Origin of the sequence: Bartonella sp. HY328 (genome assembly GCF_025449335.1) — a bacterium.
GTDB lineage: Bacteria > Pseudomonadota > Alphaproteobacteria > Rhizobiales > Rhizobiaceae > HY038.
The window spans coordinates 812,173-837,082 of record NZ_CP104883.1; the positions used below are offsets into that span (position 1 = coordinate 812,173).

Annotated in this window: 25 protein-coding genes and 1 riboswitch; of the genes, 12 read left to right on the top strand and 13 right to left on the bottom strand. The window is 41.1% G+C overall.

The window, feature by feature from the left end; translation table 11 throughout:
• Positions 1 to 196: 196 nt before the first annotated feature.
• Positions 197 to 571, top strand: coding sequence for a DUF4260 domain-containing protein (locus N5852_RS03305; RefSeq protein ID WP_262098999.1), 375 nt, complete (start codon positions 197 to 199; stop codon positions 569 to 571).
• Positions 572 to 608: 37 nt separating this feature from the next.
• On the opposite strand, the gene N5852_RS03310 is transcribed toward N5852_RS03305, so the two are convergent.
• The gene (locus N5852_RS03310; RefSeq protein WP_262099000.1) at positions 609 to 1,484 is read right to left on the bottom strand and encodes an ABC transporter ATP-binding protein; all 876 of its coding nucleotides are present in this window, start codon (positions 1,482 to 1,484) and stop codon (positions 609 to 611) included.
• A 65-nt stretch (positions 1,485 to 1,549) separates the two neighbouring features.
• On the opposite strand from N5852_RS03310, the gene modA reads away from it, so the two are divergent.
• Positions 1,550 to 2,281 (top strand): molybdate ABC transporter substrate-binding protein, encoded by a 732-nt coding sequence (modA, locus tag N5852_RS03315; protein ID WP_262099001.1) that lies wholly within the window; start codon positions 1,550 to 1,552, stop codon positions 2,279 to 2,281.
• Between the two features lie 4 nt (positions 2,282 to 2,285).
• Positions 2,286 to 2,987, top strand: coding sequence for a molybdate ABC transporter permease subunit (gene modB, locus N5852_RS03320; protein ID WP_262099002.1), 702 nt, complete (start codon positions 2,286 to 2,288; stop codon positions 2,985 to 2,987).
• Between the two features lie 25 nt (positions 2,988 to 3,012).
• Here the strand turns inward: modB and modD are convergent, their stop codons facing one another.
• A complete protein-coding gene (gene modD, locus N5852_RS03325) occupies positions 3,013 to 3,861 on the bottom strand; it encodes a ModD protein (RefSeq protein ID WP_262099003.1) in 849 nt (282 codons plus the stop codon).
• Between the two features lie 131 nt (positions 3,862 to 3,992).
• The gene (locus N5852_RS03330; RefSeq protein ID WP_262099005.1) at positions 3,993 to 4,508 is read right to left on the bottom strand and encodes a GNAT family N-acetyltransferase; all 516 of its coding nucleotides are present in this window, start codon (positions 4,506 to 4,508) and stop codon (positions 3,993 to 3,995) included.
• 352 nt (positions 4,509 to 4,860) lie between these two features.
• Between N5852_RS03330 and N5852_RS03335 the strand changes: the two genes are divergently transcribed.
• Positions 4,861 to 5,601: an OmpW/AlkL family protein gene (locus N5852_RS03335; protein ID WP_262099007.1), complete on the top strand. Its 741-nt coding sequence runs from the start codon at positions 4,861 to 4,863 to the stop codon at positions 5,599 to 5,601.
• Between the two features lie 671 nt (positions 5,602 to 6,272).
• Here N5852_RS03335 and groL read toward each other — a convergent pair.
• The 3 genes from groL to N5852_RS03350 all read right to left on the bottom strand — a co-directional run bounded on the left by groL (position 6,273) and on the right by N5852_RS03350 (position 9,188).
• On the bottom strand, positions 6,273 to 7,916 hold the full coding sequence (groL, locus tag N5852_RS03340; protein WP_182417542.1) for a chaperonin GroEL: 1,644 nt from the start codon (positions 7,914 to 7,916) through the stop codon (positions 6,273 to 6,275).
• 76 nt (positions 7,917 to 7,992) lie between these two features.
• A complete protein-coding gene (gene groES, locus N5852_RS03345; protein WP_262099009.1) occupies positions 7,993 to 8,289 on the bottom strand; it encodes a co-chaperone GroES in 297 nt (98 codons plus the stop codon).
• A 596-nt stretch (positions 8,290 to 8,885) separates the two neighbouring features.
• Positions 8,886 to 9,188: a DUF2293 domain-containing protein gene (locus N5852_RS03350; RefSeq protein WP_262099010.1), complete on the bottom strand. Its 303-nt coding sequence runs from the start codon at positions 9,186 to 9,188 to the stop codon at positions 8,886 to 8,888.
• A gap of 250 nt (positions 9,189 to 9,438) precedes the next feature.
• Between N5852_RS03350 and aroB the strand changes: the two genes are divergently transcribed.
• The 3 genes from aroB to N5852_RS03365 all read left to right on the top strand — a co-directional run bounded on the left by aroB (position 9,439) and on the right by N5852_RS03365 (position 11,908).
• Positions 9,439 to 10,551 (top strand): 3-dehydroquinate synthase, encoded by a 1,113-nt coding sequence (aroB, locus tag N5852_RS03355; RefSeq protein WP_262099011.1) that lies wholly within the window; start codon positions 9,439 to 9,441, stop codon positions 10,549 to 10,551.
• A gap of 502 nt (positions 10,552 to 11,053) precedes the next feature.
• On the top strand, positions 11,054 to 11,653 hold the full coding sequence (locus N5852_RS03360) for a LysE/ArgO family amino acid transporter (RefSeq protein WP_262099012.1): 600 nt from the start codon (positions 11,054 to 11,056) through the stop codon (positions 11,651 to 11,653).
• A gap of 108 nt (positions 11,654 to 11,761) precedes the next feature.
• Positions 11,762 to 11,908 (top strand): hypothetical protein, encoded by a 147-nt coding sequence (locus N5852_RS03365; RefSeq protein WP_262099013.1) that lies wholly within the window; start codon positions 11,762 to 11,764, stop codon positions 11,906 to 11,908.
• A 66-nt stretch (positions 11,909 to 11,974) separates the two neighbouring features.
• Here the strand turns inward: N5852_RS03365 and N5852_RS03370 are convergent, their stop codons facing one another.
• Positions 11,975 to 12,148: a hypothetical protein gene (locus N5852_RS03370; RefSeq protein WP_262099015.1), complete on the bottom strand. Its 174-nt coding sequence runs from the start codon at positions 12,146 to 12,148 to the stop codon at positions 11,975 to 11,977.
• Positions 12,149 to 12,470: 322 nt separating this feature from the next.
• Positions 12,471 to 12,558, top strand: a riboswitch (glycine riboswitch).
• A gap of 195 nt (positions 12,559 to 12,753) precedes the next feature.
• Between N5852_RS03370 and gcvT the strand changes: the two genes are divergently transcribed.
• From gcvT to gcvP, 3 genes are read left to right on the top strand one after another with little or no spacing between them, the layout of a single operon-like run.
• Entirely contained in the window at positions 12,754 to 13,860 is a 1,107-nt protein-coding gene (gene gcvT, locus N5852_RS03375; RefSeq protein WP_262099016.1) for a glycine cleavage system aminomethyltransferase GcvT, read from the top strand.
• Between the two features lie 4 nt (positions 13,861 to 13,864).
• Positions 13,865 to 14,233: a glycine cleavage system protein GcvH gene (gene gcvH, locus N5852_RS03380; protein ID WP_262099018.1), complete on the top strand. Its 369-nt coding sequence runs from the start codon at positions 13,865 to 13,867 to the stop codon at positions 14,231 to 14,233.
• 9 nt (positions 14,234 to 14,242) lie between these two features.
• A complete protein-coding gene (gene gcvP, locus N5852_RS03385; protein ID WP_262099019.1) occupies positions 14,243 to 17,038 on the top strand; it encodes an aminomethyl-transferring glycine dehydrogenase in 2,796 nt (931 codons plus the stop codon).
• Between the two features lie 158 nt (positions 17,039 to 17,196).
• Here gcvP and N5852_RS03390 read toward each other — a convergent pair whose 3' ends face one another.
• The 5 genes from N5852_RS03390 to N5852_RS03410 form a co-directional block, all read right to left on the bottom strand.
• Positions 17,197 to 17,511: an HPr family phosphocarrier protein gene (locus tag N5852_RS03390; RefSeq protein WP_262099020.1), complete on the bottom strand. Its 315-nt coding sequence runs from the start codon at positions 17,509 to 17,511 to the stop codon at positions 17,197 to 17,199.
• Between the two features lie 8 nt (positions 17,512 to 17,519).
• Positions 17,520 to 17,921: a PTS sugar transporter subunit IIA gene (locus N5852_RS03395; protein ID WP_262099021.1), complete on the bottom strand. Its 402-nt coding sequence runs from the start codon at positions 17,919 to 17,921 to the stop codon at positions 17,520 to 17,522.
• A 301-nt stretch (positions 17,922 to 18,222) separates the two neighbouring features.
• Positions 18,223 to 18,690 (bottom strand): HPr kinase/phosphorylase, encoded by a 468-nt coding sequence (locus N5852_RS03400; protein WP_262099022.1) that lies wholly within the window; start codon positions 18,688 to 18,690, stop codon positions 18,223 to 18,225.
• Positions 18,671 to 20,491, bottom strand: a complete 1,821-nt coding sequence (locus N5852_RS03405; protein WP_410004228.1) for a sensor histidine kinase — start codon at positions 20,489 to 20,491, stop codon at positions 18,671 to 18,673. Before N5852_RS03405 ends, N5852_RS03400 begins: the two co-directional genes overlap by 20 nt.
• Positions 20,492 to 20,735: 244 nt before the next feature.
• The gene (locus N5852_RS03410; protein ID WP_262099023.1) at positions 20,736 to 21,455 is read right to left on the bottom strand and encodes a response regulator transcription factor; all 720 of its coding nucleotides are present in this window, start codon (positions 21,453 to 21,455) and stop codon (positions 20,736 to 20,738) included.
• A gap of 658 nt (positions 21,456 to 22,113) precedes the next feature.
• On the opposite strand from N5852_RS03410, the gene N5852_RS03415 reads away from it, so the two are divergent.
• Together N5852_RS03415 and N5852_RS03420 are read left to right on the top strand one after the other, a co-directional pair.
• Complete coding sequence (locus N5852_RS03415) at positions 22,114 to 23,709, top strand: phosphoenolpyruvate carboxykinase (protein WP_262099024.1); 1,596 nt, start codon at positions 22,114 to 22,116, stop codon at positions 23,707 to 23,709.
• A 153-nt stretch (positions 23,710 to 23,862) separates the two neighbouring features.
• Positions 23,863 to 24,189, top strand: coding sequence for a hypothetical protein (locus N5852_RS03420; RefSeq protein WP_262099025.1), 327 nt, complete (start codon positions 23,863 to 23,865; stop codon positions 24,187 to 24,189).
• A gap of 162 nt (positions 24,190 to 24,351) precedes the next feature.
• On the opposite strand, the gene N5852_RS03425 is transcribed toward N5852_RS03420, so the two are convergent.
• The gene (locus N5852_RS03425; RefSeq protein ID WP_262099026.1) at positions 24,352 to 24,819 is read right to left on the bottom strand and encodes a hypothetical protein; all 468 of its coding nucleotides are present in this window, start codon (positions 24,817 to 24,819) and stop codon (positions 24,352 to 24,354) included.
• Positions 24,820 to 24,910: the final 91 nt, after the last annotated feature.

Below are 24,910 nucleotides of genomic sequence, written 5' to 3' on the forward strand. Positions count from 1 at the left end.
ACATTTTGAGCGAAGCATAGATGCTGCGATAAAATTTGTCTCTAACCCAATTTATGCAAAATATAGCTTTCTTCTTGTACCCAAACAATAAATATCAAACAGGTTTTTAACAAGACATGGCCCAAGCTGTCATTATTTTTTAATTTTTTAATAATATCGGTAACTTTAATATATTTCTCACATTTGGTATTTATCCATGTTTTCATTTAACAAGCCTAATCTTATTTTACGCATCGAGGCATTATTTTTCTTAATCGCAGTGATATTTATCTATTGGAAAATGCAAGGTTCATGGCTGCTTTTTGCTATTTTATTTTTTGTACCCGATATTTCGATTATTGCTTATAAAGTTTCGCGTGGGATCGGCAGTACCATCTATAATCTATTTCATACCACAATTTTTGCGATTATATTGGTTGTCATTGGATTAGCGGTAGATAATCAAAATTTATTATCCATCGGCTTAATATGGGCGGCTCATATCGAATTTGATCGCGTCCTTGGCTATGGTTTGAAATATCCAACAGGATTTAACGATACACATTTGGGCAAAATTGGTGGTGTTAAATAATAGGGGATCAATAGCACGATAGCGGCACTAGTAGTATTTATTCAGCCGCGTTGAACTTTAATTGATCACAGCACAGTTGAACCACATCACCTTTTTTAAAGCCTTGGGGCAAATTATCAATTTTTTGTTTGATAGTTTGCCCTAATATTTTAACGATAACAAATCCATCTTCATCAGCAAGGCTTAAAATTTCACCTATCATTTCCAGCTTATTATGCAGCTTGTTTTGGCGATAATCCTTTAAATTTTTATCCGTGACAATTTTTCCGGCATTTAATTCCACAATGCGATCAGCCATTGCAATAATATCTTGTTTGTCATGGCTAATCATAATGGTTGTCGTTTCAAATAAATCATGTAAGCGGCGTATTTCACCTTGTAAAAATAAACGCATTTGTGGATCAAGCGCCGATAAAGGCTCGTCAAGCAATAAGAGTTTTGGTTTGCTGGCTAAGGCGCGAATAAGTGCAAGGCGTTGTTGTTGCCCACCTGATAATTGTGCTGGATACATGTTGGCCAAATTTTCCAAGCCCACTAAGGCTAGATAATCTAAGGCAATTTTCTTTTTATGCTTTTCCTTAATGGCGTAATAAAGGTTTTTTTGTACGCTCATATTGGGAAACAAGGCATAGTCTTGAAAAACAAAGCCAATATGGCGATTTTGTACCCGCTTATTAATCTGCCGCTGACTTGAAAACCAAATATCATCTTGGGCGTCAATCTGGCCAATCTGCGGTTTATCCAAGCCGGCAATCAGCCGTAAAAGGCTGGTTTTTCCTGCTCCTGATGGCCCACATAAAGCAACAAATTGTCGCTCAAAAATGGCAATATCCACATTAAGGTCAAATGCGCCTTCGGCACCCATCAGCGGCTTGACTAGACTAATATCAATATATTTTTTAAAAGCGTTCATAGGTTTAACTATACAACGATATTTGATGATGTTATAGAGCTAAAATACGAATGAAGGAAATTAATATGCGTAAATTTTTGACCTCTATTATTGCAATGACGACAATCATCGGCTTTGGCAGCGCTGCGCTTGCAGATAATGCCATTATCGCTTCAGCCGGTGGCTTTCGCAAGCCAATAACTGAACTTGTAGCCCAATTTCAGCAGCAAAGTGGCATAAAATTGGACCAAGTTTATGGGCATATGGGGCAGATTATTACGCAAGCATCGGAAAATAAAGATGTTGCATTGGCTTGTGGCGATGAAAGCGTATTAAAAGCCGCCAAGAATGTTGAGTTTTCAAAAATGCTACCGCTTGGTGATGGCAAATTAGTTTTGGCTTTCCGCAAGGGGCTTAAAATTGAAGATACTAAGGATATTGTAGCAGCCGACATAACAAAAATTGGCGTTGCAGATCAAAAAAGTGCAATTTATGGTATGGCAGCACGTGAATTTTTACAAAACTCTAAGCTTGATAAGCAAGTAGATGATAAAATCCTGCCTGTTGCCAGTGTGCCACAAGTTACCAGCTATATTGTAAGCGGTGATGTTGATGTAGGTTTTATCAATGCTACCGATGCATTAGGCGCTGGTGATAAAATTGGCGGCTTTATTGAAGTTGACCAAAAGCTTTATACACCAATCAAGATAAGCTGCGCAGTAACCAAAGACCATGCAGAAACAAAGGCAGTTAAAGAGTTCTCGTCGTTTTTAAAAACTCAAGTTGCCCAATCTATTTTAAAACGATACGGGCTTTAAGATATTGCTACTTAATCTAATCAACGAAATTGCCGATCCAAGCGTCATTCAATCGGTAATTTTAACCTTGCGCGTCGTTGTGGCCACTTTTTTTTGTCACCTTATTTTAGGGGCGCTCCTTGGCTGGGCATTAGCGCAAAAAAAGTGGTTTGGGCGCACATTGCTTGATATTATCATCACGCTCCCCCTTATTTTTCCGCCAATGGCTCTTGGTTTTTTTCTTCTTTTATTGCTGGGTCGCAATGGTTATATCGGCAAATTTTTAAACAATGTATTTTCTATCAATTTAATTTTTTCGATTGAAGCGGTGATCTTAGCTTCCGTCATTGCTGGTCTGCCATTGGTTGTAAAACCGGTTGAGGCTGCAATCCGAAATCTACCAAAAAGCCTATGCGAAGCATCCTACACGCTTGGACATGGCCGCTTGACCACATTTTTCTTGGTGATTTTACCTAATATAAAAGGCGCATTTATCGCAGGCCTCATCCTTGCAACCGCCCGCGCTATGGGAGAAGTTGGCATTACCCTTATGCTTGGTGGTAATATTTTAGGCCGTACCAATACCATATCATTAGAAATTTATAACGCCGTTTTCAATACCGACTATGATCGCGCCTTGGCATTGTCGCTTCTACTTGCAGTTATTTCCATACTGATATTTATATTAATGCGCATTTTCACACGCAATGATTTGCAAAAACATTAAATTTAATATTATGTTTCCCAATATTTTATAAGGCTTTATGAATTGCTACTTTCACATCTTTTGGCGCTGCATAATAAGGCTGTGAGGTTACAAGAATGTCGGCTCCTGCCTGTGCAAAACTTTTCGCATTTTGCGCATTTATGCCGCCAGCAGCAGAAAGCAGTGGCGGATTTTTAAAAGTTAAAAAGGCAGTTTTTAATTGAGCAATATCTTCAAGACTTACCTTATCCATCTGGATAATATCTGCGCCAGCTTTTGCAAATTCCAGTGCTTCGGCAACATTATTACTTTCAATGGCAATTTTACGCTCAGGTGCCGCATTGCGTAAGTTCATAATATAGTTTTCAAGGCTGATATCGGGCGCAAAAAGATTGCGATGTTCTGCAAAAATAAGAACGAAATCCGAAAGCCCTAAACGGTGGGGACTTGCTCCTGCGCTATTAATGGCTTTCAATGCCGCTTTCTTAACGCCCGGCATATGTTTGCGCGTACAAGTTACATGACAATCTGAATTACCGGCTTTTGCTTCTTTAACGATATTTGCAGTTGCGCTGGCTATGCCAGATAAAATTTCCATAAAGGTTTGTGCTACCTTATAAACTTCGTGAATTGCGCCCGCTTTCCCCGTTCCGCTCAAAATGACATCGCCAGCATTTAAAGCATCACCGCTTTTAAAAAACTGGGTTATATTAATATGTTTTAAATGAAATAAGCGCGCCGCTTCTTCAACACCGCATAACGTCATATCCGTTCGGGCGGTCATCGTAATTTCAGCATTAACTTTAGTTAAACCCAAACCATTGGTTGTAATATCGCCATAGGGACAATCATCATCAAGCATGGATAAAAGCATATTATCATTTAGGCAAATCATTTTGGGCCTCTAATTATTGGCTATTAACGTATTTATACTGCAAATATTAATTACCGAAAAAGAAAAACCATATCCATAGTTAGAGTATAAATCACCCCATCTTTTAACGGAGCATAACACTCTCCAGCTATTTATCGCAAATTCAGGCAGTTTTTGTGGCGGACTATTCCTTTGACGCCTTTAAGGCTATGGGGAATAAGCTCTAGCCCCAGTAATCGGTCAGGATTAACCGGCGCTGGCATATGAATATGTCCATTGGGTATTTTTTTAAATCCAAAACGGCCGTAATAGGGCTCATCACCAACTAATAGGATCGATCTAAATTCAGCAGCTCGCGCAGCTTCAATGGCAATGTTCATCAAATGTTTGCCGATGCCTGCACTTTTAAGTTTTGGAGAAATAACGATTGGCCCCAAGAGGAGACTTAAATCCTGCCCAATATAAATTGGTGTTTGCCTTATGGTGCCTACTACTTCATTATTTTTTAACGCAACAAAAGAAAGCGAACGATCATGCCCACCAGATTCGCGTATCAAGTGGGCTGCCCGCGTAAAACGCGATGGTCCAAAAGCCTCTTCATTCAAATTTTCGATGATAGCATTATGCGCGGCATCTTCCGCCGCATAGATTAACTCTACAAATGTCATTTAAAATTCCACTGATATATTATGAACACAACAAAGCGATGCCCTTAGAGGCAAAATCAAATCATCGTCGGTTAAAGTTCATAAAATCAACCAAAGAATTTCCCAATGAAAGCTAGAGTAAATATTCAATACCACATTATTAGACAAAAAATTGAAAATAGCTATTAAAAAATAAAATTTATAAAAATTTTCAAATAATAAGACAGAACGAATATGTTGCAAGTATGACACAAAGAGCAATATCCAGCGATGATAACCTTAAGTTTTTGAATAATTTGATTTCAATCAATGAATTGGGGGCATAAAGGGTGCATTGATCAATTATATTAGTTGCACTTTTACGGAGAGAAAAATGAAAAAGTGGATTGGTGCTAGTGTTCTGGCCATCGCAGCTGCAACGGCTTTTTCTAACTCGGCATCTGCTGCCGATGTTGTAAATCAACAGCCTACACAATATGAAGCGACTCCTGTTGTGCAAGAGGCTTCAAGCCCATGGCAAATTCGTGTACGCGCTTTAGGCGTTATTCCACAGAATAAGGGTCATGTTAGTCAGATTCCAGATTCAGGTCTTGGGTTCTCAAATACAGTTGTTCCTGAGCTCGATATTACCTATTACTTCACCGACAATTTAGCTGCAGAGCTTATTCTTGGTACAACTTATTCAAAAGTTGATAGCCGCCGCTCATTGTCGCAAGCTGGTGCGGGTCGTCTTGGTAAAACTTGGATTTTGCCTCCAACACTTACATTGCAATATCACTTCACCAATTTTGGCAACTTTAAGCCTTATGTCGGTGCTGGTGTGAACTATACTTTCTTCTATAAAGAAAAAGCATATGCAAATGATGCTGGCATTGGTCTTGATGACTTTAATGTTAAAAATACTTGGGGCGCAGCATTGCAAGTTGGTTTCGACTATATGCTTGATAAGCATTGGGGTTTAAACTTGGATGTGAAGAAACTTTATTTGCGTCCAGATTGGAGCGGCCGCCTCAATCCAGCAACTGCTAGTGCACTTGGTATGGATCCACATATTAGCGGTAAAGCTAAGCTTGATCCTTGGTTAATTGGTGCAGGTATTACCTACCGCTTCTAATTTATGGGCAATAGAAGTTTAGCTAACATGGTTAAGACCTATTTTGATTGTGTTGGCGCTTCTATTACCTTATCACATTTGGCCAGAGTTTGATGAATTGCGGGGGCTGGTCATCAAACTGCTTAAAGGGAGTGTTTTTTTAAACACTCCCTTTGGCTTTTTAAAAGCTAAAGAATCTCTATTATTAAGACTGCTATATGGCGATAACCAATTAAAGCCACATTAATAATCATAGCGTTAGGCTTAAAGTCTTATACTAGTAGTTTGAATTTACCATTATCTATAATTATGCTTCATAAAGCCCTTGTTCTGCAGGTAAATGTTTGCAAATTATTGTCTTCGCTTATTTTTAAGCTGAACCAAGTTTAGTTAAACATGATAGCAATGACATGCGTGCCATAAGTCACAATTGCGCGTCTTAGTATAGCGTTTGTGGGCTGTTACTACCAAAAATATTCATATTTTAGGTTAGTTGACTTATGCTAATACGCAAAGGAATAAGTCATTTCCACGACGAATTTAAAACTTTAGCAAGGAACAAGAGTGGCTTTATAATCAATAGTTATTTGTTTTTAAAAATTGATTGTGCCAACGTAATTTAACCAAAAATAGATGCATAAAAAAAGCGGCTCGATGAGCCGCTTTTCTGTATCTGATAGAGGTTAGGACTATTAGAAGTCCATACCGCCCATACCACCCATGCCGCCACCTGGCATTGCAGGCATTGCAGATTCTTTCTTAGGAAGTTCTGCAATCATGGCTTCAGTGGTTACAAGAAGACCAGCAACTGATGCTGCGTTTTGTAAGGCAGAGCGAACAACCTTAACTGGATCAACAATACCAAGAGCGATAAGATCACCATATTCGCCAGTTGCAGTGTTGTAGCCAAATGTGTCAGCGCTGTTTTCAAGGATCTTGCCAACAACGATTGAAGCTTCATCACCAGCATTGGTTGCGATCTGACGAGCAGGAGCTTGTAGAGCGCGACGAACAAGGTTGATACCAGCATCTTGGTCAGCATTGATACCCTTAACGGTGATGCCGTTAGCAGCGCGAAGAAGTGCAGTACCACCACCAGGAACAATACCTTCTTCAACAGCGGCGCGAGTTGCATTCAATGCATCGTCAACGCGGTCTTTCTTTTCCTTAACTTCAACTTCAGTTGCACCGCCAACGCGGATAACTGCAACGCCACCAGCAAGCTTAGCAAGACGTTCTTGAAGTTTTTCACGGTCATAATCAGAAGTTGTTTCTTCGATCTGAGCCTTAATCTGGCTAACGCGTGCATTGATTTCAGCTTTTTCACCAGCACCATCAACGATTGTGGTGGTTTCTTTAGTGATAGCAACTTTCTTCGCACGGCCAAGCATGTCAAGAGTTACGTTTTCAAGCTTAATGCCGATATCTTCAGAAATAACCTGACCTGCTGTAAGAACAGCGATATCTTCAAGCATTGCCTTACGACGATCGCCAAAGCCAGGAGCCTTAACAGCCGCGATTTTCAAACCACCGCGAAGCTTGTTAACAACGAGAGTTGCCAATGCTTCACCTTCTACATCTTCAGCGATGATGAGAAGTGGCTTACCGGTCTGAACGATAGCTTCAAGAACAGGAAGAAGAGCTTGCAAGTTTGAAAGCTTCTTTTCATGGATAAGGATGTAAGGATCATCAAGATCTGCCACCATCTTTTCAGCATTGGTGACGAAATATGGTGAAAGGTAACCGCGGTCGAACTGCATACCTTCAACAACTTCAAGCTCTGTTTCAGCAGTTTTAGCTTCTTCAACAGTGATAACGCCTTCATTGCCAACTTTTTGCATGGCTTCAGCAATCATCTTACCGATTTCTGCTTCACCATTTGCTGAAATTGTACCAACTTGAGCAACTTCATCAGATGTGTTGATTTTTTTTGCTTTTTTAAGCAATACACCAACAACTTCAGCAACTGCTGCATCAATACCGCGCTTTACATCCATTGGGTTCATGCCGGCAGCAACAGCTTTTGCGCCTTCTTGAACGATAGCTTGTGCAAGAACAGTTGCAGTTGTTGTACCATCACCAGCGATATCGTTGGTTTTAGAAGCAACTTCACGCACCATTTGTGCGCCCATATTTTCGAACTTATCTTCAAGTTCGATTTCTTTAGCAACTGAAACGCCATCTTTAGTGATGCGTGGTGCACCAAATGACTTTTCAATAACAACATTACGGCCTTTTGGACCTAGTGTTACTTTAACAGCGTTGGCAAGGATATCAACACCGCGCAACATGCGCTCACGTGCTTCACGGCCAAATTTGACTTCTTTAGCAGCCATTTATTTAACTCCTTTTAGGGAAATTTCCCAAATTTTTAAAATTAGGCGAATAGGTATAGGCTCAAAAGCTAATGGATTAGCCGAGAATACCCATAATGTCGGATTCTTTCATGATCAAAAGGTCTTCGCCACCAAGCTTGACTTCAGTGCCAGACCATTTGCCGAAAAGAACGCGATCGCCAGCTTTAACGTCGAGAGCAGCAACCTTGCCGTTTTCATCACGTGCGCCTGGTCCAACAGCAACAACTTCACCTTCTTGAGGCTTTTCTTTGGCGCTATCAGGAATGATGATACCACCAGCAGTCTTTTCTTCTGATTCAACGCGGCGAACCACAACACGGTCGTGGAGCGGGCGGAAATTTGGTGTAGCCATGGTTTTTACCCTTAGTAAAAATGTTAACTTAAATAATTGAACAGGCTTTACGCCTTTGTTGTTAGCACTCAATGTTTGAGAGTGCTAACGCTGCAATAGAGATAAAAATTGAATAGTCATTTGTCAAGGAATGAAGAAAAATATTTTTTATTTTTTTAAAAAAATATTTATTACTTTTATCAGCTGTTTGAAATTAGCTTTAATGTGCGCGTGAATTACGACATTTATAAGTTGAAAAGAAATCGATCTCTAACTTGTTTAAAATGCGCCTAGATCGCTTTTAAAATGTTGCTATTAAAAGATATTTTGCAACGCATTTTCCAATTTCTATCCCTTTAAAATGACATATATCATGGAAATGACATGGTAATATGACAAATTAAAAGACTAATAGCTTATTTTTGAACATTGTCCCATCTAAACGGCGTGGAAAGAAAAAACTTGGCCCTTGCAGTTTTTGTTTCAATTGCAAAAACCAACTTTAATACAATATATGCCGCTGCGTTCGGGTGAAGCAGGCTACGAAACGGTTAAGGACATGCGCCTATTGGGAAGAGGTTAAGGAAGCTACTTGCAAGTTGGCTGGGTTGTGGTCCTTAAGTCTCATCATCTTCCAAATAACGGGTTGAACGCCATATTGTCAAAGTTTCATTAATGTTATCGCGTACAAAATGCATCGCGCTATCACGGTCATAGCCTTCATCGCGTAATTGATCATAATCTGTATAATTATGGCGGATATAGGCAATGGCAGCCAACCAAATAGCGATTGATGGCGGAAACTTGCGTAAATGCGGGGCGTTTACCGCTTCTTTGATCGCTTCCGCATCAATAAAAGGAATAGCTGGAAAAAGCTCATTTAAAATTTTGCTTTTGCTTTGGTTTCTTTTGGTTGTCATTTTATTCTATTAAGTGCAAAAAATTTAATCATTTTATGGGGCTTGAAACGACTTTAAACGTAAAGTGGCTATATTTTGTGAAAATACTTTATTCATTTATCTATAAGATTATTTTGGCAAAAAAATGTAAATTAAATTTCAGTTGAACTTTTTATAACCAAATAAACAAAAACAATATAATCTTAAACTTCCCACGGTATGAGAATTGTTTTAAGATCGCATAAATAGATTAGACAGTTGGAGTTAACAAATGAGCAAGACGGTTAGAGTTAATTTGGGCGAACGTAGCTATGATATTTTAATTGGCTCTAATCTTATTAATTCATGCGGTGAGCTAATCTCGTCACGGTTTAAAGGCGTAAGAACAGCCATTGTAACTGATAGCAATGTTGCAAAAATCCATCTTAAAACGGTGGAGGATAGTTTAAAGCAAGCTGGTATTGATAATACATCCATCATTGTTGATGCGGGAGAAAAATCAAAATCCTTTCCTGTTTTACAAAAAGTTGTCAGTGATATTCTTGACGCCAAATTAGAGCGCGGCGATATGGTTTTGGCGCTTGGCGGCGGCGTTGTTGGTGATTTAACTGGTTTTGCTGCTGGCATCGTTCGCCGTGGCATGGGCTTTATCCAAGTGCCAACCTCGCTTTTGGCGCAAGTTGATTCTTCAGTTGGCGGTAAAACTGGCATTAATACAGCACATGGAAAAAACTTGGTTGGCGTTTTTTATCAGCCAGAACTCGTGCTTGCTGACACCGAGGTGCTTGACACATTAAGCAAACGCGAATTTCGGGCTGGATATGCCGAGGTTGTTAAATATGGGCTTATTAACCAACCGGATTTTTTTGAATGGTTGGAAAAAAATTGGCAAGGCGTTTTTGCAGGTGGCAGCGAGCGGGTTAGTGCAATTGCCCGTTCATGCCAATCAAAGGCCGATGTTGTTGCCCGTGACGAACGCGAGTCGGGGGAGCGTGCTTTACTTAATTTAGGCCATACATTTGGCCATGCTTTAGAAACTGCTACCCATTATGATAGTAGCCGACTTGTTCACGGTGAAGGAGTGGCGATTGGCATGGTACTTGCCTATGAATTTTCAGCAAAATTAAATCTTTGTGCGCCGGAAGTGGCTTTACGCGTGCGTGCGCATTTAAAAGAAGTGGGCCTACCGACAGATCTTGGTGATGTGGCAGGCGGCTTGCCTGATGCAGAAACCTTAATGGGCTTTATCGCACAAGATAAAAAAGTTGAACGTGGCGCCTTAACATTTATCCTCACGCGGGGGCTTGGCCAGTCTTTTGTGGCAAAAAATATCGCAACTTCTGATGTTTTAGCCTTTTTACAAGAAAAACTTGCCAAAATTTAACAATCGCTAGTTGATCCTTCAATCGTTATTGGTTAAGAGAAAGGCATCAATGTCCACGTAGCTCAGTAGGATAGAGCACAGGATTCCTAAAAATTGGGCGTTGCAGCTGGGAAACCCTGCAACGGATCTGCTCAAATTCGGGGAAAGCTTTATTGTTGCGATTTGTCCAACAATGTGCCAATCCCGAGCCAAGCTTTCAATGTTTTAGCGCAAGCTAACAATTATTGAAAGAAGGTGTAGAGACTGGACGGGCAGCACCTAAAGGTTAAATGTAATGTTTACCAATGGTGAAGGGACAGTCCAGACCACAAACATAGATGATCCATCTATGGCGATGAAAATCGTAGTGGTATGAATCCTGGGGTCGGGGGTTCGAATCCCTTCGTGGACACCATAACCTCTTTGTATCATGCAATTTATTGTTTTTATTGAATTTTTTAAGTTGATGGCAAAAAGATATAAGGTTAGGGCTTAGAGTTAAAACTTTCCCTAAAGGCATTTGATGGACGCATTTTTTTATGGCCTCGCAAATGGGCTGAGTTTTTTAGTAGTGATTGGTGCGCAAAATGCCTTTATTTTGAAGCAAGGATTAAAGCGCGAATATGTTTTTATTTTATGCTTAACCTGCGCCTTATCCGATGCTTTATTGATTGCCTTTGGTGTAACTGGCTTTCACGTCGTTTTACAAAGCCTACCTTGGATTGAACCGTTAATGCGGTGGGGTGGTGGTTTATTTTTGCTGTGGTATGGTAGCAAAAGTGCAATTGCAGCCTACAGAGCTAATGGAAATATGGAACTTGGCAGCACGCAAAAAATATCCCTTGCAAGTGCTGTTTTAACCTGCCTTGCTTTAACATGGCTTAACCCGCATGTTTATCTTGATACAGTGGTTTTGCTTGGCACTGTCTCCACCCAATTTGCCCCTCATCAATATTTATTTGGGCTTGGTGCGGTGATAGGTTCATTTTTATTCTTTTTTGGTCTCGGGTTTGGCGCTCGTTTTTTACGGCCAATTTTTAACAATTCTCGTTCATGGCAAATACTTGATAGCATTATTGCACTTATCATGTGGGCTATTGCGATAAAGCTTTTATTTTTTTGAAATTAAATGCTTGTTTATTAGCAGTCAATTTGCTGAGATAGCGCATAGCTTTTTAAGTGAACCATGTTATATGGCCGCCGACTGTGATTATACTATTGGTGATTAGATATGCCAACCATTACAAGCAATGAAAATGGTATTGATATAACTAAGGCTCCTTATTGCCTTTTTCTTGGTGGCTGGATGTGCAACCAAAGCAAAGATGGTATCTTTGTTTATGATATGAGACACAGCAAAACTATAACTGAAAACTAGCAAAATCTATCTTACTTTTTGCGCATGCTCGCTTATCAACCTATAAAACAGCTATTGGCTAAACAATTATTGGCGATGCAATATTATAGGGATTGCCCAGATAATCAGCGCAATAATAATCATCAGGATTAAAGCTGTTGCCATGCGTATAAAATCGAAATTAATCGCATCGCTTGGGAAAAATAAACCAGCTACAGTCCCAGCAAAATTTAATATCATTTGAGCAAGTTCGCGTAACATGGCCACCTCCATCATCTTTAAATTATAATACGCCTTTTAAATCATTCTAACAAGCTATTAAATCAACATTGAAGAATGGGGGCAAAACTGCAAATTTAATATATTGGTGGTAGTTTCGGCAAGCTCGGCTGGTTTAGCGCCAGACCACTAATCAAATAACTTTTCGTTAAAATAACATTGCGAACGATCATAGGGCGATAAAAGCGTGATTTGTAATTATTATAATTAAGTTGGGGCAATCTGTCTTATTTACGTATTTAGCCTCTAGAAATGTTTTAAAAGATATGCCATCCTTATTATTAAGCAGGAAAAAACATTTTTCCATCTTGCTGCGGGAGAGAATTTTTCAATAAATCGCCGAAGGGGAAAACCGCCCGTAATCTCTCAGGCAAAAGGACCGCAGCTAAGATAAAGTAACTCTGGAAAGTCGGGGGAAACCTCGCGCCGAAGGTGTAAGTGGATTTCTCCACGAGTCTCTCAGGCTCTCGACAGAGGGGCACAATAGTAATCTGCCTATCATGAAGATAGCGCGGACATTGTGTTTTGGTATGCGGGCAAGAAAATAAAAACTCTTTCCCAGGTGCCAGCCTTTTATGGGAGAGATTATGGGTGACATTGATAGCAATCTAAAAGAATTGCCCCTTAAAGCCATGCATGAAGCAGCCGGTGCAAAATTTGGTGGCTTTGCTGGTTGGCATATGCCAATCACCTATCCACTTGGGGTGATGAAAGAACATTTGCATACACGATCAGCAGTTGGGCTTTTTGATATTTCACATATGAAGCTTATCTTAGTTGAGGGGCCGGACGCCGCCAGTTTTTTAAATCATGCAGTACCACTTGATGCAGGCGCGCTTAAGCTTGGCCAGTCGCGCTATAATTATCTTTTAAATGATAAGGCTGGCATTCTTGATGATCTTATCATCACGCGCCTTGGTGACACGCGCTTTATGGTGGTTGCCAATGCTGGTAACGCCGATGCCGATATTGCAGAATTGCAAAAACGTCAAAGTGGTTTTAATTGCACAATTACGCCGCTTGATCGCGTATTCCTAGCATTGCAGGGGCCGCAAGCAATTAATGTTATGAATGATTTGGGTTTGCCTGGTACAGATCTTACTTTTATGCATGGTTTGTTAACCGATAATAATTGGTTCATTACGCGTTCTGGTTATACGGGTGAAGATGGTTTCGAACTTGCTATACCGCTTGATGACGCAAAAGCTATTGCGGAAAAATTAATTAATGACCCACGCGTTGAGTGGATTGGCCTTGCTGCACGTGATAGTTTACGCCTTGAAGCAGGTCTTTGCTTGCATGGACAGGATATTACCCCTGAGCTAAATCCAATTGAGGCCGGTATCACTTGGGCGGTTACCAAAGCTGTGCGCGAAAAGGCCGATTTTATTGGTGCTAAAGCGTTTCTTGAGCTTCTTGCTGAAGGCCCTGCCAAAAAACGCGTTGGCCTTGCCCCGCAAAGCCGCCAACCAGTACGCGCTGGCGCTGAACTTTTTGACCAAGATGGGACAAAAATTGGCATTGTGACTTCTGGTGGCTTTGGTCCATCTTTTGATGCACCCGTTGCAATGGGTTATCTACCAACGCAATTTGCCACTATTGGCACAGAAATTTATACCGATGTTCGGGGTAAAAAAATCGCTGTCCTCGTTCATGCACTTCCCTTTGTTCCGCAAAATTACTTTAAAGGATAAATCAATGTCTACACTTTATTATACCGAAGATCACGAATGGATGAGCGTAGAAGGCGATATCGCTACTGTGGGCATTACCATCCATGCACAAGAGCAATTAGGTGATCTTGTTTTTGTTGAGTTGCCAGATGTTGGTAAAAGCGTTGCCAAGGGCGATGCTATTGTGGTGGTTGAATCAGTTAAAGCTGCATCAGACGTTTATGCGCCTGTTGATGGAGATGTGATTGAAATCAATGAAGCTCTTTCTAGTGATCCATCTCTTGTCAATCAAAGTGCTGAAGATGCAGGCTGGTTATGGCGCATGAAATTGAGCGATAAAAGCCAGCTTGATAGTTTGCTTGATAAAGCTGCCTATGACGCATTAGTTGGCTAAAGGTGATTCATGAGTGAACAATTGTTTAAAGATCGCCATATAGGGCCAGATGCCGGTGATGTCAGCGCCATGCTTGATGTGCTTGGTCTAGATAGTTTGGACCAACTGGTAGAGGAGGCAGTGCCGGCCTCTATCCGTCTAAAAGGTTTGCTAGATTTGCCCAAGGCAGCAAGCGAAGCGGAAGCATTAAATGAATTACACGGCATTATGGAACAAAATGCCTTGCATAAAAGCTTTATTGGTCAAGGTTATCACGGCACATTTGTGCCGCCTGTTATCTTACGGAATTTGTTTGAAAATCCAGCTTGGTATACTGCCTATACACCATATCAGGCTGAAATTAGCCAAGGCCGCCTTGAACTTTTGTTCAACTTTCAAACCTTGGTAGCGGAATTAACTGGCTTACCGATTGCTGCCGCATCATTGCTTGATGAGGCAACCGCATTAGCCGAAGCAAATGCTCTTGCTATCCGTTCGTTTAAAGACAATCGCGAAAAAATTGTTGTTTGTGGCGATTTACATCCGCAAACCCTTGATGTTGCCAAGACCCGCGCTAACACTCAAGGTTATAGCGTTGAAGAAAACGGCACAATTGATGAAAAAACTGCGGCAATTATTGTGCCTTGGCCTGATACTTATGGTGTTTTCAACGATTATTCCGTTGTTATTCGCCACGCAAAGGCAGTAGGCGCACGTGTTATCACCGTTGCTGACCCACTTGCCCTAACGCTACTTGCTTCCCCTGCAAGTTGGGGTGCAGATATTGCTGTTGGCTCCATGCAGCGTTTTGGCGTGCCCATGGGCTTTGGCGGCCCACATGCTGGTTATCTTGCTGTAGCAAGTGACTTAACCCGCATTATCCCCGGGCGTATTGTTGGCCAATCAATTGATACTAAAGGGCGTGTTGGCTTTCGTCTTGCCTTGCAAACCCGCGAGCAGCATATTCGCCGTGACAAAGCAACATCCAATATTTGTACAGCGCAAGCATTACTGGCTAATATGGCAGCATCTTACGCCATTTGGCATGGCCCTAAGGGATTACAAGACATTGCTACGCGTATTCATGAACTTGCAACTCGCTTTAAAGCTGCGCTTAACGGCGTTAATATTGAAACTTTAGGCGAATATTTCTTTGATTGCGTCACTGTAAAAGTTAAAGGTGAAGCGGAAGAAATCGCCTTTGCTGCTCGTGAAAAGGGCTATTTACTGCGCATTATTGATGCTGATCATGTGTCGATTAATTTTGATGAAGTATCAACGGAAGATGATTTGCATACGCTTTGCCAATTGTTTGACGCCAATATTGGTGAAACCATTGAAAGTCAATTGCCAGAAGCAAAGCGTGTCGGCCCTTTCATGACGCAACCAGCTTTTCGCGGTGTAAAATCTGAAACAGACATGATGCGTTATTTACGCCGCTTGGCCGATAAGGATCTTGCCCTTGACCGCGCCATGATTCCACTTGGCTCATGTACCATGAAGCTTAATGCGGCAGCAGAAATGCTACCGGTTAGCTGGCCAAAAGTTGCCAATATTCATCCTTTCGCACCGCAAAGTGATACGGTTGGCTATCGCCAAATGATTACGCAGCTTGAAGATTATTTAAGCGCAATTACAGGCTTTCCCGGTGTTTCCGTTCAGCCTAATTCAGGTGCACAAGGTGAGTATGCTGGACTTTTGGCCATTCGCCGTTATCATGAATCGCGCGGCGATCATAATCGCAATATCTGTCTTATCCCAGCATCAGCCCATGGTACCAATCCAGCTTCTGCTCATATGGCAGGCATGGATGTGGTTGTGGTCAAGTGCTTGAATGATGGCGATGTTGATATTGATGATCTACGCTTCAAGGCAGAGCAATATAGCGAAAAGCTGGGTGCCTTGATGATTACCTATCCATCAACCCACGGTGTTTATGAAGAAGGCATTGTTGAAATATGCGACATTATTCATAAAAATGGTGGGCAGGTCTATTTTGATGGTGCCAATCTTAATGCATTGGTTGGGCTTGCTCGCCCTGCTGGTGTTGGCGCCGACGTTTGCCATATGAATTTGCATAAAACCTTTGCAATTCCTCATGGCGGCGGTGGCCCCGGTGTTGGCCCTATTGGGGTTGCTAGTCACTTAAAGCCATTTTTACCCGGTCATGAAGAATTTGGCAGTGATTATGCGGTGTCTAGTTCACCTTTTGGCAGTGCATCAATTTTGGTGATTACTTGGATGTATATTCGCATGATGGGGCCGGATGGTTTGCGAGATGCAACCAAGACGGCCATTTTAAACGCAAATTATATCGCAACACGGGTAAGTAAGGCCTATCCCATTCTTTATAAGGGTAAAAGGGGTCGTGTTGCCCATGAGTGTATTGTTGATACACGGGTATTAAAAGACCAATACGGCATTACGGTTGATGATGTTGCCAAGCGGTTGATTGATTATGGTTTCCATGCTCCAACCATGTCATTTCCCGTTGCTGGCACATTGATGATTGAACCAACTGAGTCTGAACCAAAGGGCGAGATTGATCGTCTTTGTGATGCATTGATTGCCATTGCTGGTGAAGCGAAAAAGGTTGGGGAAGGCATTTGGCCAAAGGATGATAATCCACTGGTTAATGCGCCGCATGCCTTGGCTGAAACTTTGGATGATAATTGGGCTCATGCCTATAGCCGCAAAATCGCTGCTTTCCCTGACGAAAATCGCGATCCAACCCAAAAATATTGGCCTCCAGTTTCACGTATTGATAATGTGGCAGGTGACCGAAATCTCATTTGCTCTTGCCCACCGCTCAGCAATTATAGCTAAATAAAAAGGCTGGTGTAAAAACCAGCCTTTTTATTGTGACAAAATTTATTGTAATGAAATTTAAAATAAAGCTAAGGGCAGATTTTCTTCACCGATAAAGGTTTTTACCAATTGTCATCGGTATCTTGTATTTTACGGTATAATAGCTACAGTTTAGGCTAACATTCTTCGCCAAAGCGCTCATTAACCAGTTCTTCAATCGCATCAAGAACAGCATTTGCATCATCACCTGATGCAATAACCGTAATTTTGCACCCCGGTGAAGCCGCAAGCATCATAAGCCCCATTATAGAGGTACCACCAACGCTCATGCCGTCTTTTTCTACCCGCACATCGGCACTAAACGACCCTACCAGTTTAACAAATTTGGCTGAAGCGCGAGCATGTAAGCCACGCTTGTTACAAATGCCAATTTCGCGGGATAGCGCTTGTTCTGCAAAGACTAATGGTGATGACAGCTGCGTTTGTGACATTTTGCCTCCTATTCGTCTGCAAGAACCATGCTGGGTACGGTAATATAGCGCCGTCCAGCATCTTGTGCGGCGCGTAACGCCCCTTGCAAACTCTCAACATGTCTTACACTTGCCAATTTTATCAGCATTGGCAAGTTGACACCAGCAATAACTTCAATATGCCCTTCTTCCATGACCGATATGGCCATATTGGAAGGTGTGCCGCCAAACATATCGGTCAAGATAATGACACCATCGCCCTCATCAACCGATTGAACTGCGTCTAAAATATCATCTCTGCGCTGATCCAAATCATCGTCTGGACCTATACAAACAGTTGCAAATTTTTCCTGTGGGCCAACCACATGCACCACCGCATGCAAAAACTCTTCCGCTAGCCTACCGTGCGTAACAAGCACGAGTCCGATCATATATATGCTCCCGTTAAAAACACTTCTCGTCCAAGCTTGCTTGATTTCCTCAACAAGGACGAATGTTCTATTGTCTCAGTCTTAACGCGGAGTGCAAGGGGAAAGTTCAAATAATTACAATATTTTCGCTTCTTTAACCAATAAATGTGATTTTTTTGCCAAATTTCGCCGCTTTTTTGCCCAATTTGAAAAATCACTACAAATATTGAGACAAATCTGCAATTAAAATACAGATTTGATCGTCAAACAGAATCGGATTGCCAACACCGCAATCCAATTCACTGGATTAATGATAAATATTTTAAAGTTTATAAGCTTGTTTGAACAATGTAGCTTCAATAGCCTGACAAATAGTAATTGGATTTGCATTTTCAAGACTAGGTAAGCGTAAAAAAGGCAATTTAATTCCTAAAATGTCATAGCCTTCGCTTGATGGATAACGCTCGCCTTTACCTTCCAATTCGACAACAAGGTCAATGCGGGCTTTGTCTTGATGTTCAATTCTAAAAACACCGGCACCACGTACCTCAATTAATCCTCTAATTGTGTCTGGTGCTGATGCAATCACCGTTTGCTCGTCGCGGCTTAACAGCACATAATCATCACTAACCAGCGCGGCACTGCGATTGATAGATTGCGCCCATTCGATCAAGGCAAGGGCGATAGTTGATTTGCCGCTACCTGATTGCCCCTTGATTATGACTCCATAACTACCAAGGCGTAAGGCACAAGCATGCATTAAATTTGGGTTATTCGTCGTCTCGTTCATGATGGGGCTTTCCGTGATAGCCAGCAACTGGCAGCTTAATGATAAAGCGCGCGCCAAGCAGGTGGTCTTCATTGTTAGGGTCGATTATATTTTCAGCGGTGAGGGTGCCCTCATGCGCCTCGATAATCTGTCGGCTGATAGATAAACCAAGGCCAGAATTTTGTCCAAAAGATTCTGCGCCTGGGCGGTCGGTATAAAAACGTTCAAAAATACGCTCAATATTTTCAGCGCCAATGCCAGGACCATTATCTTCAACCGTGAGAATGATACTATGACCAGACATCTTCATTTTTATTCGGATGATACCATTGTCAACTGGAATAAATGATCGAGCATTTTCAATTAAGTTTGATACCACCTGACCAAGACGCAAATCATGCCCAGCAACCACATAGCGTTTATTGCCGCTTAATGGTTCAACTTCAAACTCAATTTTTGCTATTGCTTTATTTTTGCGGACTTCTCTTGCCGCCAACACAATACTATCAAGCAAAGTCTCAATATTTACTTCTTGTGATGCTTCGCGTGCTAATTCTGCGTCAAGGCGTGAAGCATCAGAAATATCGGTAATTAAGCGGTCAAGACGGCGTACATCATGCTGGATAACTTCTAAAAGTCGGCCACGTGTTTCATCAGTTTTTGCAAGAGGCAAGGTTTCAACTGCGCTGCGCAGCGATGTCAGCGGATTTTTCAATTCATGGCTAACATCAGCGGCAAAGCGTTCAATCGCTTCAATACGCATATAAAGTGCTTCAGTCATATCGCGAATTGAGGTTGATAAATGTCCAACTTCATCTTGGCGTGAGGAAAAATCAGGAATTTCGACCCGCTTATTGGTACCATTACGAACCCTATCAGCAGCGGCCGCTAATTTCCGCAAAGGTGTAGCAATCGTGGAAGCAAGGAATAATGACAGCACTAACATGACAGCGGCAATCACTGCAAAAATTTTCAAAATTCCCATGCGCTCGGCACGAACAATATTATCAATATCAGAGCCAACTGTAGAGAGTAATAATACCCCAACAACCGTATGAGAACGTTGAATAGGTACAGCTACTGAAACAATTAATTCGCCTTGTCTGCTGCGGCGTTGCGCGGTTGCTGGTGTTCCGTCTATTGCTTTTAACACTTCAGGATAGGCCATTCCGTTGCCACCTGACATTTCACTGTCTTGGGGAATGTCATTGCCAAAAAATAAACTTGAAAGCCAGCTCGAAAAACGCTCATACCAAGTTTGATCATTATTGGAAATATTGGGTAGGCTATAGCTTAAAACTTGGCCGCTTGAATAAAGTTGGCGTGAATCCAGCAATAGATTAGCATCACGATCATAAATGCGCGCCCTAGTGGTTGCTGGTGAAATAACCCGCCTTAAGAGCGGTGAAACGCGCTCTGGATTAATTGGAAAATCCCAATTATCGCTGCTGTCGCCATGGGCAAATAAACTTTCGCCTGCTTGCAGTTCCATAAGCTTTTCGGGGTCAATGAGGATTGAATTGGTATCAACCGTTGCAGATGCGGCAATGGCACCTGCAATAATTTTACCTTGCGTTGTTAAACTATCAAGACGCGCATCCACCACCACATCACGGGTTTGATTGAGCAGCATGATGCCAAACATTAAACCAACCAGAGCGGCAATGTTTAGAATAACAATCAACATGGTAAGATTGGAAAATAGGACAAGCTCAAAAAAGCGCTTTATGCGGCGAAAAAATCGCATGATTGGCGATTTTTTTACGCGTTTTTTCGCAGTTGACGCTTTACTACTATCGTTTATTTTTGCGTCTTCATTCATAAAGCAAGAATAATCCTATTTGTTTAAACTAGCTCATGCATGCTGCTAACCAGTTTGAAATTTAAGTTTGGCTTAAATAAATCTGAAATAAAATAACCAATATCTGGATTATCATCGATCTCATATGTTTATTTATGTCAGATTGTTATGTGTAAGCCTTAGCCTGCTGACCTTATAACTTTAAAGGCCATAGTGTCACAATAAAAGCCTGTCCTTACTTATGTGACACTATAGCCAGTTTTTATCAACCTTCGCGGAAACGATAACCAACGCCATAAAGCGTTTCAATCATTTCAAAATTATCATCAACGCTTTTGAATTTTTTACGCAAGCGTTTAATATGGCTATCAATGGTGCGATCATCGACATAGACTTGGTCGTCATAGGCAGCATCCATCAAAGCGTCACGGCTTTTAACAACGCCAGGGCGCTGTGCAAGTGATTGCAGGATCAGAAATTCAGTCACTGTTAAAATAACCGGTTCGCCCTTCCATGTGCAGGTATGGCGTTCTTGATCCATGACTAGCGATCCGCGCTCAATAGACGAGCTTGGTTGGCCGCTGACTTTAGCAGCTTCCCTTGCAGCTGTGCGGCGTAAAATGGCTTTTACACGTTCAACCAATAATCGTTGTGAAAAAGGTTTGGTGATAAAATCATCCGCACCCATTTTAAGGCCAAAAAGCTCATCTATCTCATCATCTTTTGATGTAAGGAACATGACTGGTAAATCAGATTTTTGGCGCAGACGACGCAATAATTCCATGCCGTCCATGCGCGGCATTTTAATATCGAAAATAGCAAGATTTGGCGGACGGGCTGTCAAGCCTTCAAGGGCAGACGCACCGTCTGTATAGGTTTCAACCTTATAACCTTCAGCCTCAAGTGCAATCGATACAGATGTCAGAATATTGCGGTCATCATCAACCAGTGCAATGGTCTGGGTTGTGGTTGTTGCATCTTTCATAAGGCCTCGCTTTTAATTAGATACCATATTTGTTTTAATGCTATTCTATCATGTTCTTTTACAAGATAGGATAGGGCAATAAAATTCACTCTCATGCGACCCAAATTCAACAAGAAGTCATTCGTTGGATTTAAAGGGTATTGAAACTTAAATTAGCATAATTAGCATAAAATTATAAAATCTTATTCAATATTTCATGCTAATATTAATACCGCAATTTAAAAACTACCTATGCCAATTTCAACATGGATAAATATATAAAATTGCGGTGCTAAAAGCACTTTTTGCTTTGCCAAGCATTTTGGCATTTTTAGGCAATTGCTGCTTTTAAACTTCCGACTCACTTTAGAACAATTTGCAATTTATTAAGGAGCAATCCGCAAATCTTTGCTTTTTTGTTCTGCTACCCTTTTTGGCGGACAAATTAGGTACAAATTGTGGCAAAGAGTAAAAATAGTTGATTTTTAAGATATTTTTCTCGGATTTTAATCGCAATCCTATTTATTAGCAAATAATAATAAATTGGATAACTGGCAATTTAAAAAATTTAAATTTCTTTTAAATCGATTAAAAGTTTGATCTATTTGATTTTTTCTGTCTTAAAGCAGTACGCCTTTTTAAAAAGTGCGTTTTTAATGATGAATCATGCGGAGTTATTATGAAAGAGACTGGCATTTTCAACCCGTCCGCGTCTATCACTACAGCGGGACTTAAAGATCTTGGTAATGTATATTACAATCTTACCCCAGCTTTGCTTTATGAAGAAGCAATTAGACGTCAAGAAGCAAAGATAACCGCTCAAGGTGCACTTGTTGCCTATACTGGTCAACACACTGGGCGCTCAGCCAAGGATAAGTTTGTTGTCCGCACCAGTGAGACTGAGTCTCATATCTGGTGGGAAAACAACAAACCAATGTCGCAAGAGCATTTTGATACGCTTTATGCAGACTTTATCGAACATGCAAAGGGCCGTGATCTTTTTGTTGAAGATTTGATTGGTGGCGCTGATGAGCAAAACTCAATTCGTGCGCGTGTTACCAGTGAATTTGCTTGGCATGCTCTTTTCATCCGCAATTTGCTAATTCGCCCTTATGAGAGCGAATTGAAAAATTATGTACCACAAATGACCATTATCAATCTGCCATCCTTCCGCGCAGATCCAGTGCGTCATGGTTGCCGCAGTGAAACGGTTATCGCTTGTGATTTGACCCGTATGATCGTGCTTATTGGTGGCACATCTTATGCTGGTGAAATGAAAAAATCAGTTTTCACCGCTTTAAATTATCTCTTGCCTGCTAAGGGCGTTATGCCAATGCATTGCTCGGCCAATGAAGGCCCACATGGCGATACTGCTGTGTTCTTCGGTTTGTCTGGCACTGGTAAAACCACACTTTCAGCCGATCCTACACGCACCCTTATTGGTGATGATGAGCATGGTTGGGGCAAGGACGGCATCTTCAATTTTGAAGGCGGTTGCTATGCTAAGACCATTCGTCTTTCCGCAGAAGCAGAGCCTGAAATTTATGCAACAACGCAACGTTTTGGTACTGTTCTTGAAAATGTTGTCTTAAATGAGCGCCGTGAGCCTGATTTTGATGATGGTTCACTGACTGAAAATACCCGTTGCGCTTATCCTTTACATTTTATTCCTAATGCAAGCCCAACAGGCCGTGGTGGTCAGCCTAAAAATATTATCATGCTGACCGCAGATGCCTTTGGTGTTATGCCACCAATTGCGAAGCTTACCCCAGCACAGGCCATGTATCATTTCTTGTCTGGTTATACAGCCAAGGTTGCCGGTACTGAAAAAGGTGTAACAGAGCCAGAAGCAACATTCTCAACCTGTTTTGGTGCACCTTTCATGCCGCGTCACCCATCCGAATATGGTAATTTGCTACGTGCTCTTATTGCGGAACATAAGGTGGATTGCTGGTTGGTTAATACTGGCTGGACTGGTGGTGCTTATGGTACTGGTAGCCGCATGCCGATTAAGGCAACACGTGCGCTTTTAACTGCGGCTCTTGATGGTTCGCTTAAAAATGTTACTTTCCGCCACGACGAAAATTTTGGCTTTGAAGTGCCAACAGCAGTTAATGGCGTGGATACTACTATCCTTGATCCACGTTCCACATGGGAAGATAAAGCTGCCTATGATGCACAGGCTAAAAAGCTTGCTGGCATGTTTGTTGAAAATTTTGACAAGTTTGCTAGCCATGTTGATGAAGAAGTGCGTAACGCAGCACCTAAAGCATAAAGTTTAAACGCTTTTAAAAGTAAATTTTATCAAAATAACAATAGATCCAGTATGTCTTTTATAAAAAGGCATGCTGGATTTTTTTGTTTTAATATAATGAATTTTAATATAATAGAATTGCGTAATTTTATGTTTAGATAAAGGTGTTTGTTTATGAAAAAAATGATAAACTTTGTAATATTGTTAATTATTGTCGGTGTCGGAGCTGTTTACTTTGCATGGGGACCAAATGTTTTTTTTGGAGGTCCTAAAAATAGCGATATTATAGAAGTGACAAAAACAGTAATGCTTGCCACATCAGATAGTGAAGAAAAAAAGGCTCTTGTGGCAACAGCTAAAATTACGCCAAAGGGTATCTGCAATAAAATGGATAGCAAATTTGCTTGTGCCGTTAATATTAGTCTATCAGACGGGAGTAGTAAGGATTTTGTAGCTGTATTGCAAAAAAATGCCACAGGCACTTGGATTGCTGTAGATTAGCAAATTTCAAAGCGATTGATCATTATATTTATTGAGATCAATCGCTTTACTACATTGATTTAATAGCTTTTTACAAATTTTAAAGCCAAATTTAAAAGTGTTAATCTATTGATAAAATTATAATTTAGGAAGAAAATACTTAGTTTTTGATTTATAGTTTTATTATTCCATACGAAAAACATGCTGGTAGGAATTGGCGGTAAGGCGCGCCAGTTGCTCCTCTTCTGATGGGGTGATGCTAAGGCTTGGGCGAATAATGATGCCAACTTGCGCGAATAATTTCAACATTTGTGTTGCTTGATGTTCAACTTCGATAAAGGCAGCTTTGCTGGTTAGGTCGCCATGGTATGGTGCGGTGGCTGTTGTACTCGCAACAAGATCAATTAATAAAAGCTCCGTTGGTGTTAAATAGTCTCCCTCTTGTCCGGCTTTGATTTCATTAATTTTATCAGCGCGTCTAAACAGTTCAAATAGCGCATTAATAAAGGGATAAATTCGCTCCCATCTAAGATTGGCTGCCAAGCGATGTTCAATAATTGCCGTTGTTGGCTGGGCTTTGCGCCAGATGCGATAGGATTCAATAATAATCTGTTCCCAGTAATGAAGGTCGTGCACAAAGACACTTGGCATTTTTTTCTCCTATATCAGATGCGCCAAAATAACGGTTTTTCTTATTTGTCTGTTTATCAATCAAGGCTTTTATTTTCTTTAAAATATTTAC

What these genes read in the sequence shown, in the direction of transcription:
- N5852_RS03305 (WP_262098999.1), top strand. Translation starts at nt 197, where the DNA reads ATGTTTTCATTTAACAAGCCTAATCTTATTTTACGCATCGAGGCATTA.
- N5852_RS03310 (WP_262099000.1), bottom strand. Translation starts at nt 1,484, where the DNA reads ATGAACGCTTTTAAAAAATATATTGATATTAGTCTAGTCAAGCCGCTG.
- modA (WP_262099001.1), top strand. Translation starts at nt 1,550, where the DNA reads ATGCGTAAATTTTTGACCTCTATTATTGCAATGACGACAATCATCGGC.
- modD (WP_262099003.1), bottom strand. Translation starts at nt 3,861, where the DNA reads ATGATTTGCCTAAATGATAATATGCTTTTATCCATGCTTGATGATGAT.
- N5852_RS03330 (WP_262099005.1), bottom strand. Translation starts at nt 4,508, where the DNA reads ATGACATTTGTAGAGTTAATCTATGCGGCGGAAGATGCCGCGCATAAT.
- N5852_RS03335 (WP_262099007.1), top strand. Translation starts at nt 4,861, where the DNA reads ATGAAAAAGTGGATTGGTGCTAGTGTTCTGGCCATCGCAGCTGCAACG.
- groL (WP_182417542.1), bottom strand. Translation starts at nt 7,916, where the DNA reads ATGGCTGCTAAAGAAGTCAAATTTGGCCGTGAAGCACGTGAGCGCATG.
- groES (WP_262099009.1), bottom strand. Translation starts at nt 8,289, where the DNA reads ATGGCTACACCAAATTTCCGCCCGCTCCACGACCGTGTTGTGGTTCGC.
- N5852_RS03350 (WP_262099010.1), bottom strand. Translation starts at nt 9,188, where the DNA reads ATGACAACCAAAAGAAACCAAAGCAAAAGCAAAATTTTAAATGAGCTT.
- aroB (WP_262099011.1), top strand. Translation starts at nt 9,439, where the DNA reads ATGAGCAAGACGGTTAGAGTTAATTTGGGCGAACGTAGCTATGATATT.
- N5852_RS03360 (WP_262099012.1), top strand. Translation starts at nt 11,054, where the DNA reads ATGGACGCATTTTTTTATGGCCTCGCAAATGGGCTGAGTTTTTTAGTA.
- N5852_RS03365 (WP_262099013.1), top strand. Translation starts at nt 11,762, where the DNA reads ATGCCAACCATTACAAGCAATGAAAATGGTATTGATATAACTAAGGCT.
- N5852_RS03370 (WP_262099015.1), bottom strand. Translation starts at nt 12,148, where the DNA reads ATGTTACGCGAACTTGCTCAAATGATATTAAATTTTGCTGGGACTGTA.
- gcvT (WP_262099016.1), top strand. Translation starts at nt 12,754, where the DNA reads ATGGGTGACATTGATAGCAATCTAAAAGAATTGCCCCTTAAAGCCATG.
- gcvH (WP_262099018.1), top strand. Translation starts at nt 13,865, where the DNA reads ATGTCTACACTTTATTATACCGAAGATCACGAATGGATGAGCGTAGAA.
- gcvP (WP_262099019.1), top strand. Translation starts at nt 14,243, where the DNA reads ATGAGTGAACAATTGTTTAAAGATCGCCATATAGGGCCAGATGCCGGT.
- N5852_RS03390 (WP_262099020.1), bottom strand. Translation starts at nt 17,511, where the DNA reads ATGTCACAAACGCAGCTGTCATCACCATTAGTCTTTGCAGAACAAGCG.
- N5852_RS03395 (WP_262099021.1), bottom strand. Translation starts at nt 17,921, where the DNA reads ATGATCGGACTCGTGCTTGTTACGCACGGTAGGCTAGCGGAAGAGTTT.
- N5852_RS03400 (WP_262099022.1), bottom strand. Translation starts at nt 18,690, where the DNA reads ATGAACGAGACGACGAATAACCCAAATTTAATGCATGCTTGTGCCTTA.
- N5852_RS03405 (WP_410004228.1), bottom strand. Translation starts at nt 20,491, where the DNA reads ATGAATGAAGACGCAAAAATAAACGATAGTAGTAAAGCGTCAACTGCG.
- N5852_RS03410 (WP_262099023.1), bottom strand. Translation starts at nt 21,455, where the DNA reads ATGAAAGATGCAACAACCACAACCCAGACCATTGCACTGGTTGATGAT.
- N5852_RS03415 (WP_262099024.1), top strand. Translation starts at nt 22,114, where the DNA reads ATGAAAGAGACTGGCATTTTCAACCCGTCCGCGTCTATCACTACAGCG.
- N5852_RS03420 (WP_262099025.1), top strand. Translation starts at nt 23,863, where the DNA reads ATGAAAAAAATGATAAACTTTGTAATATTGTTAATTATTGTCGGTGTC.
- N5852_RS03425 (WP_262099026.1), bottom strand. Translation starts at nt 24,819, where the DNA reads ATGCCAAGTGTCTTTGTGCACGACCTTCATTACTGGGAACAGATTATT.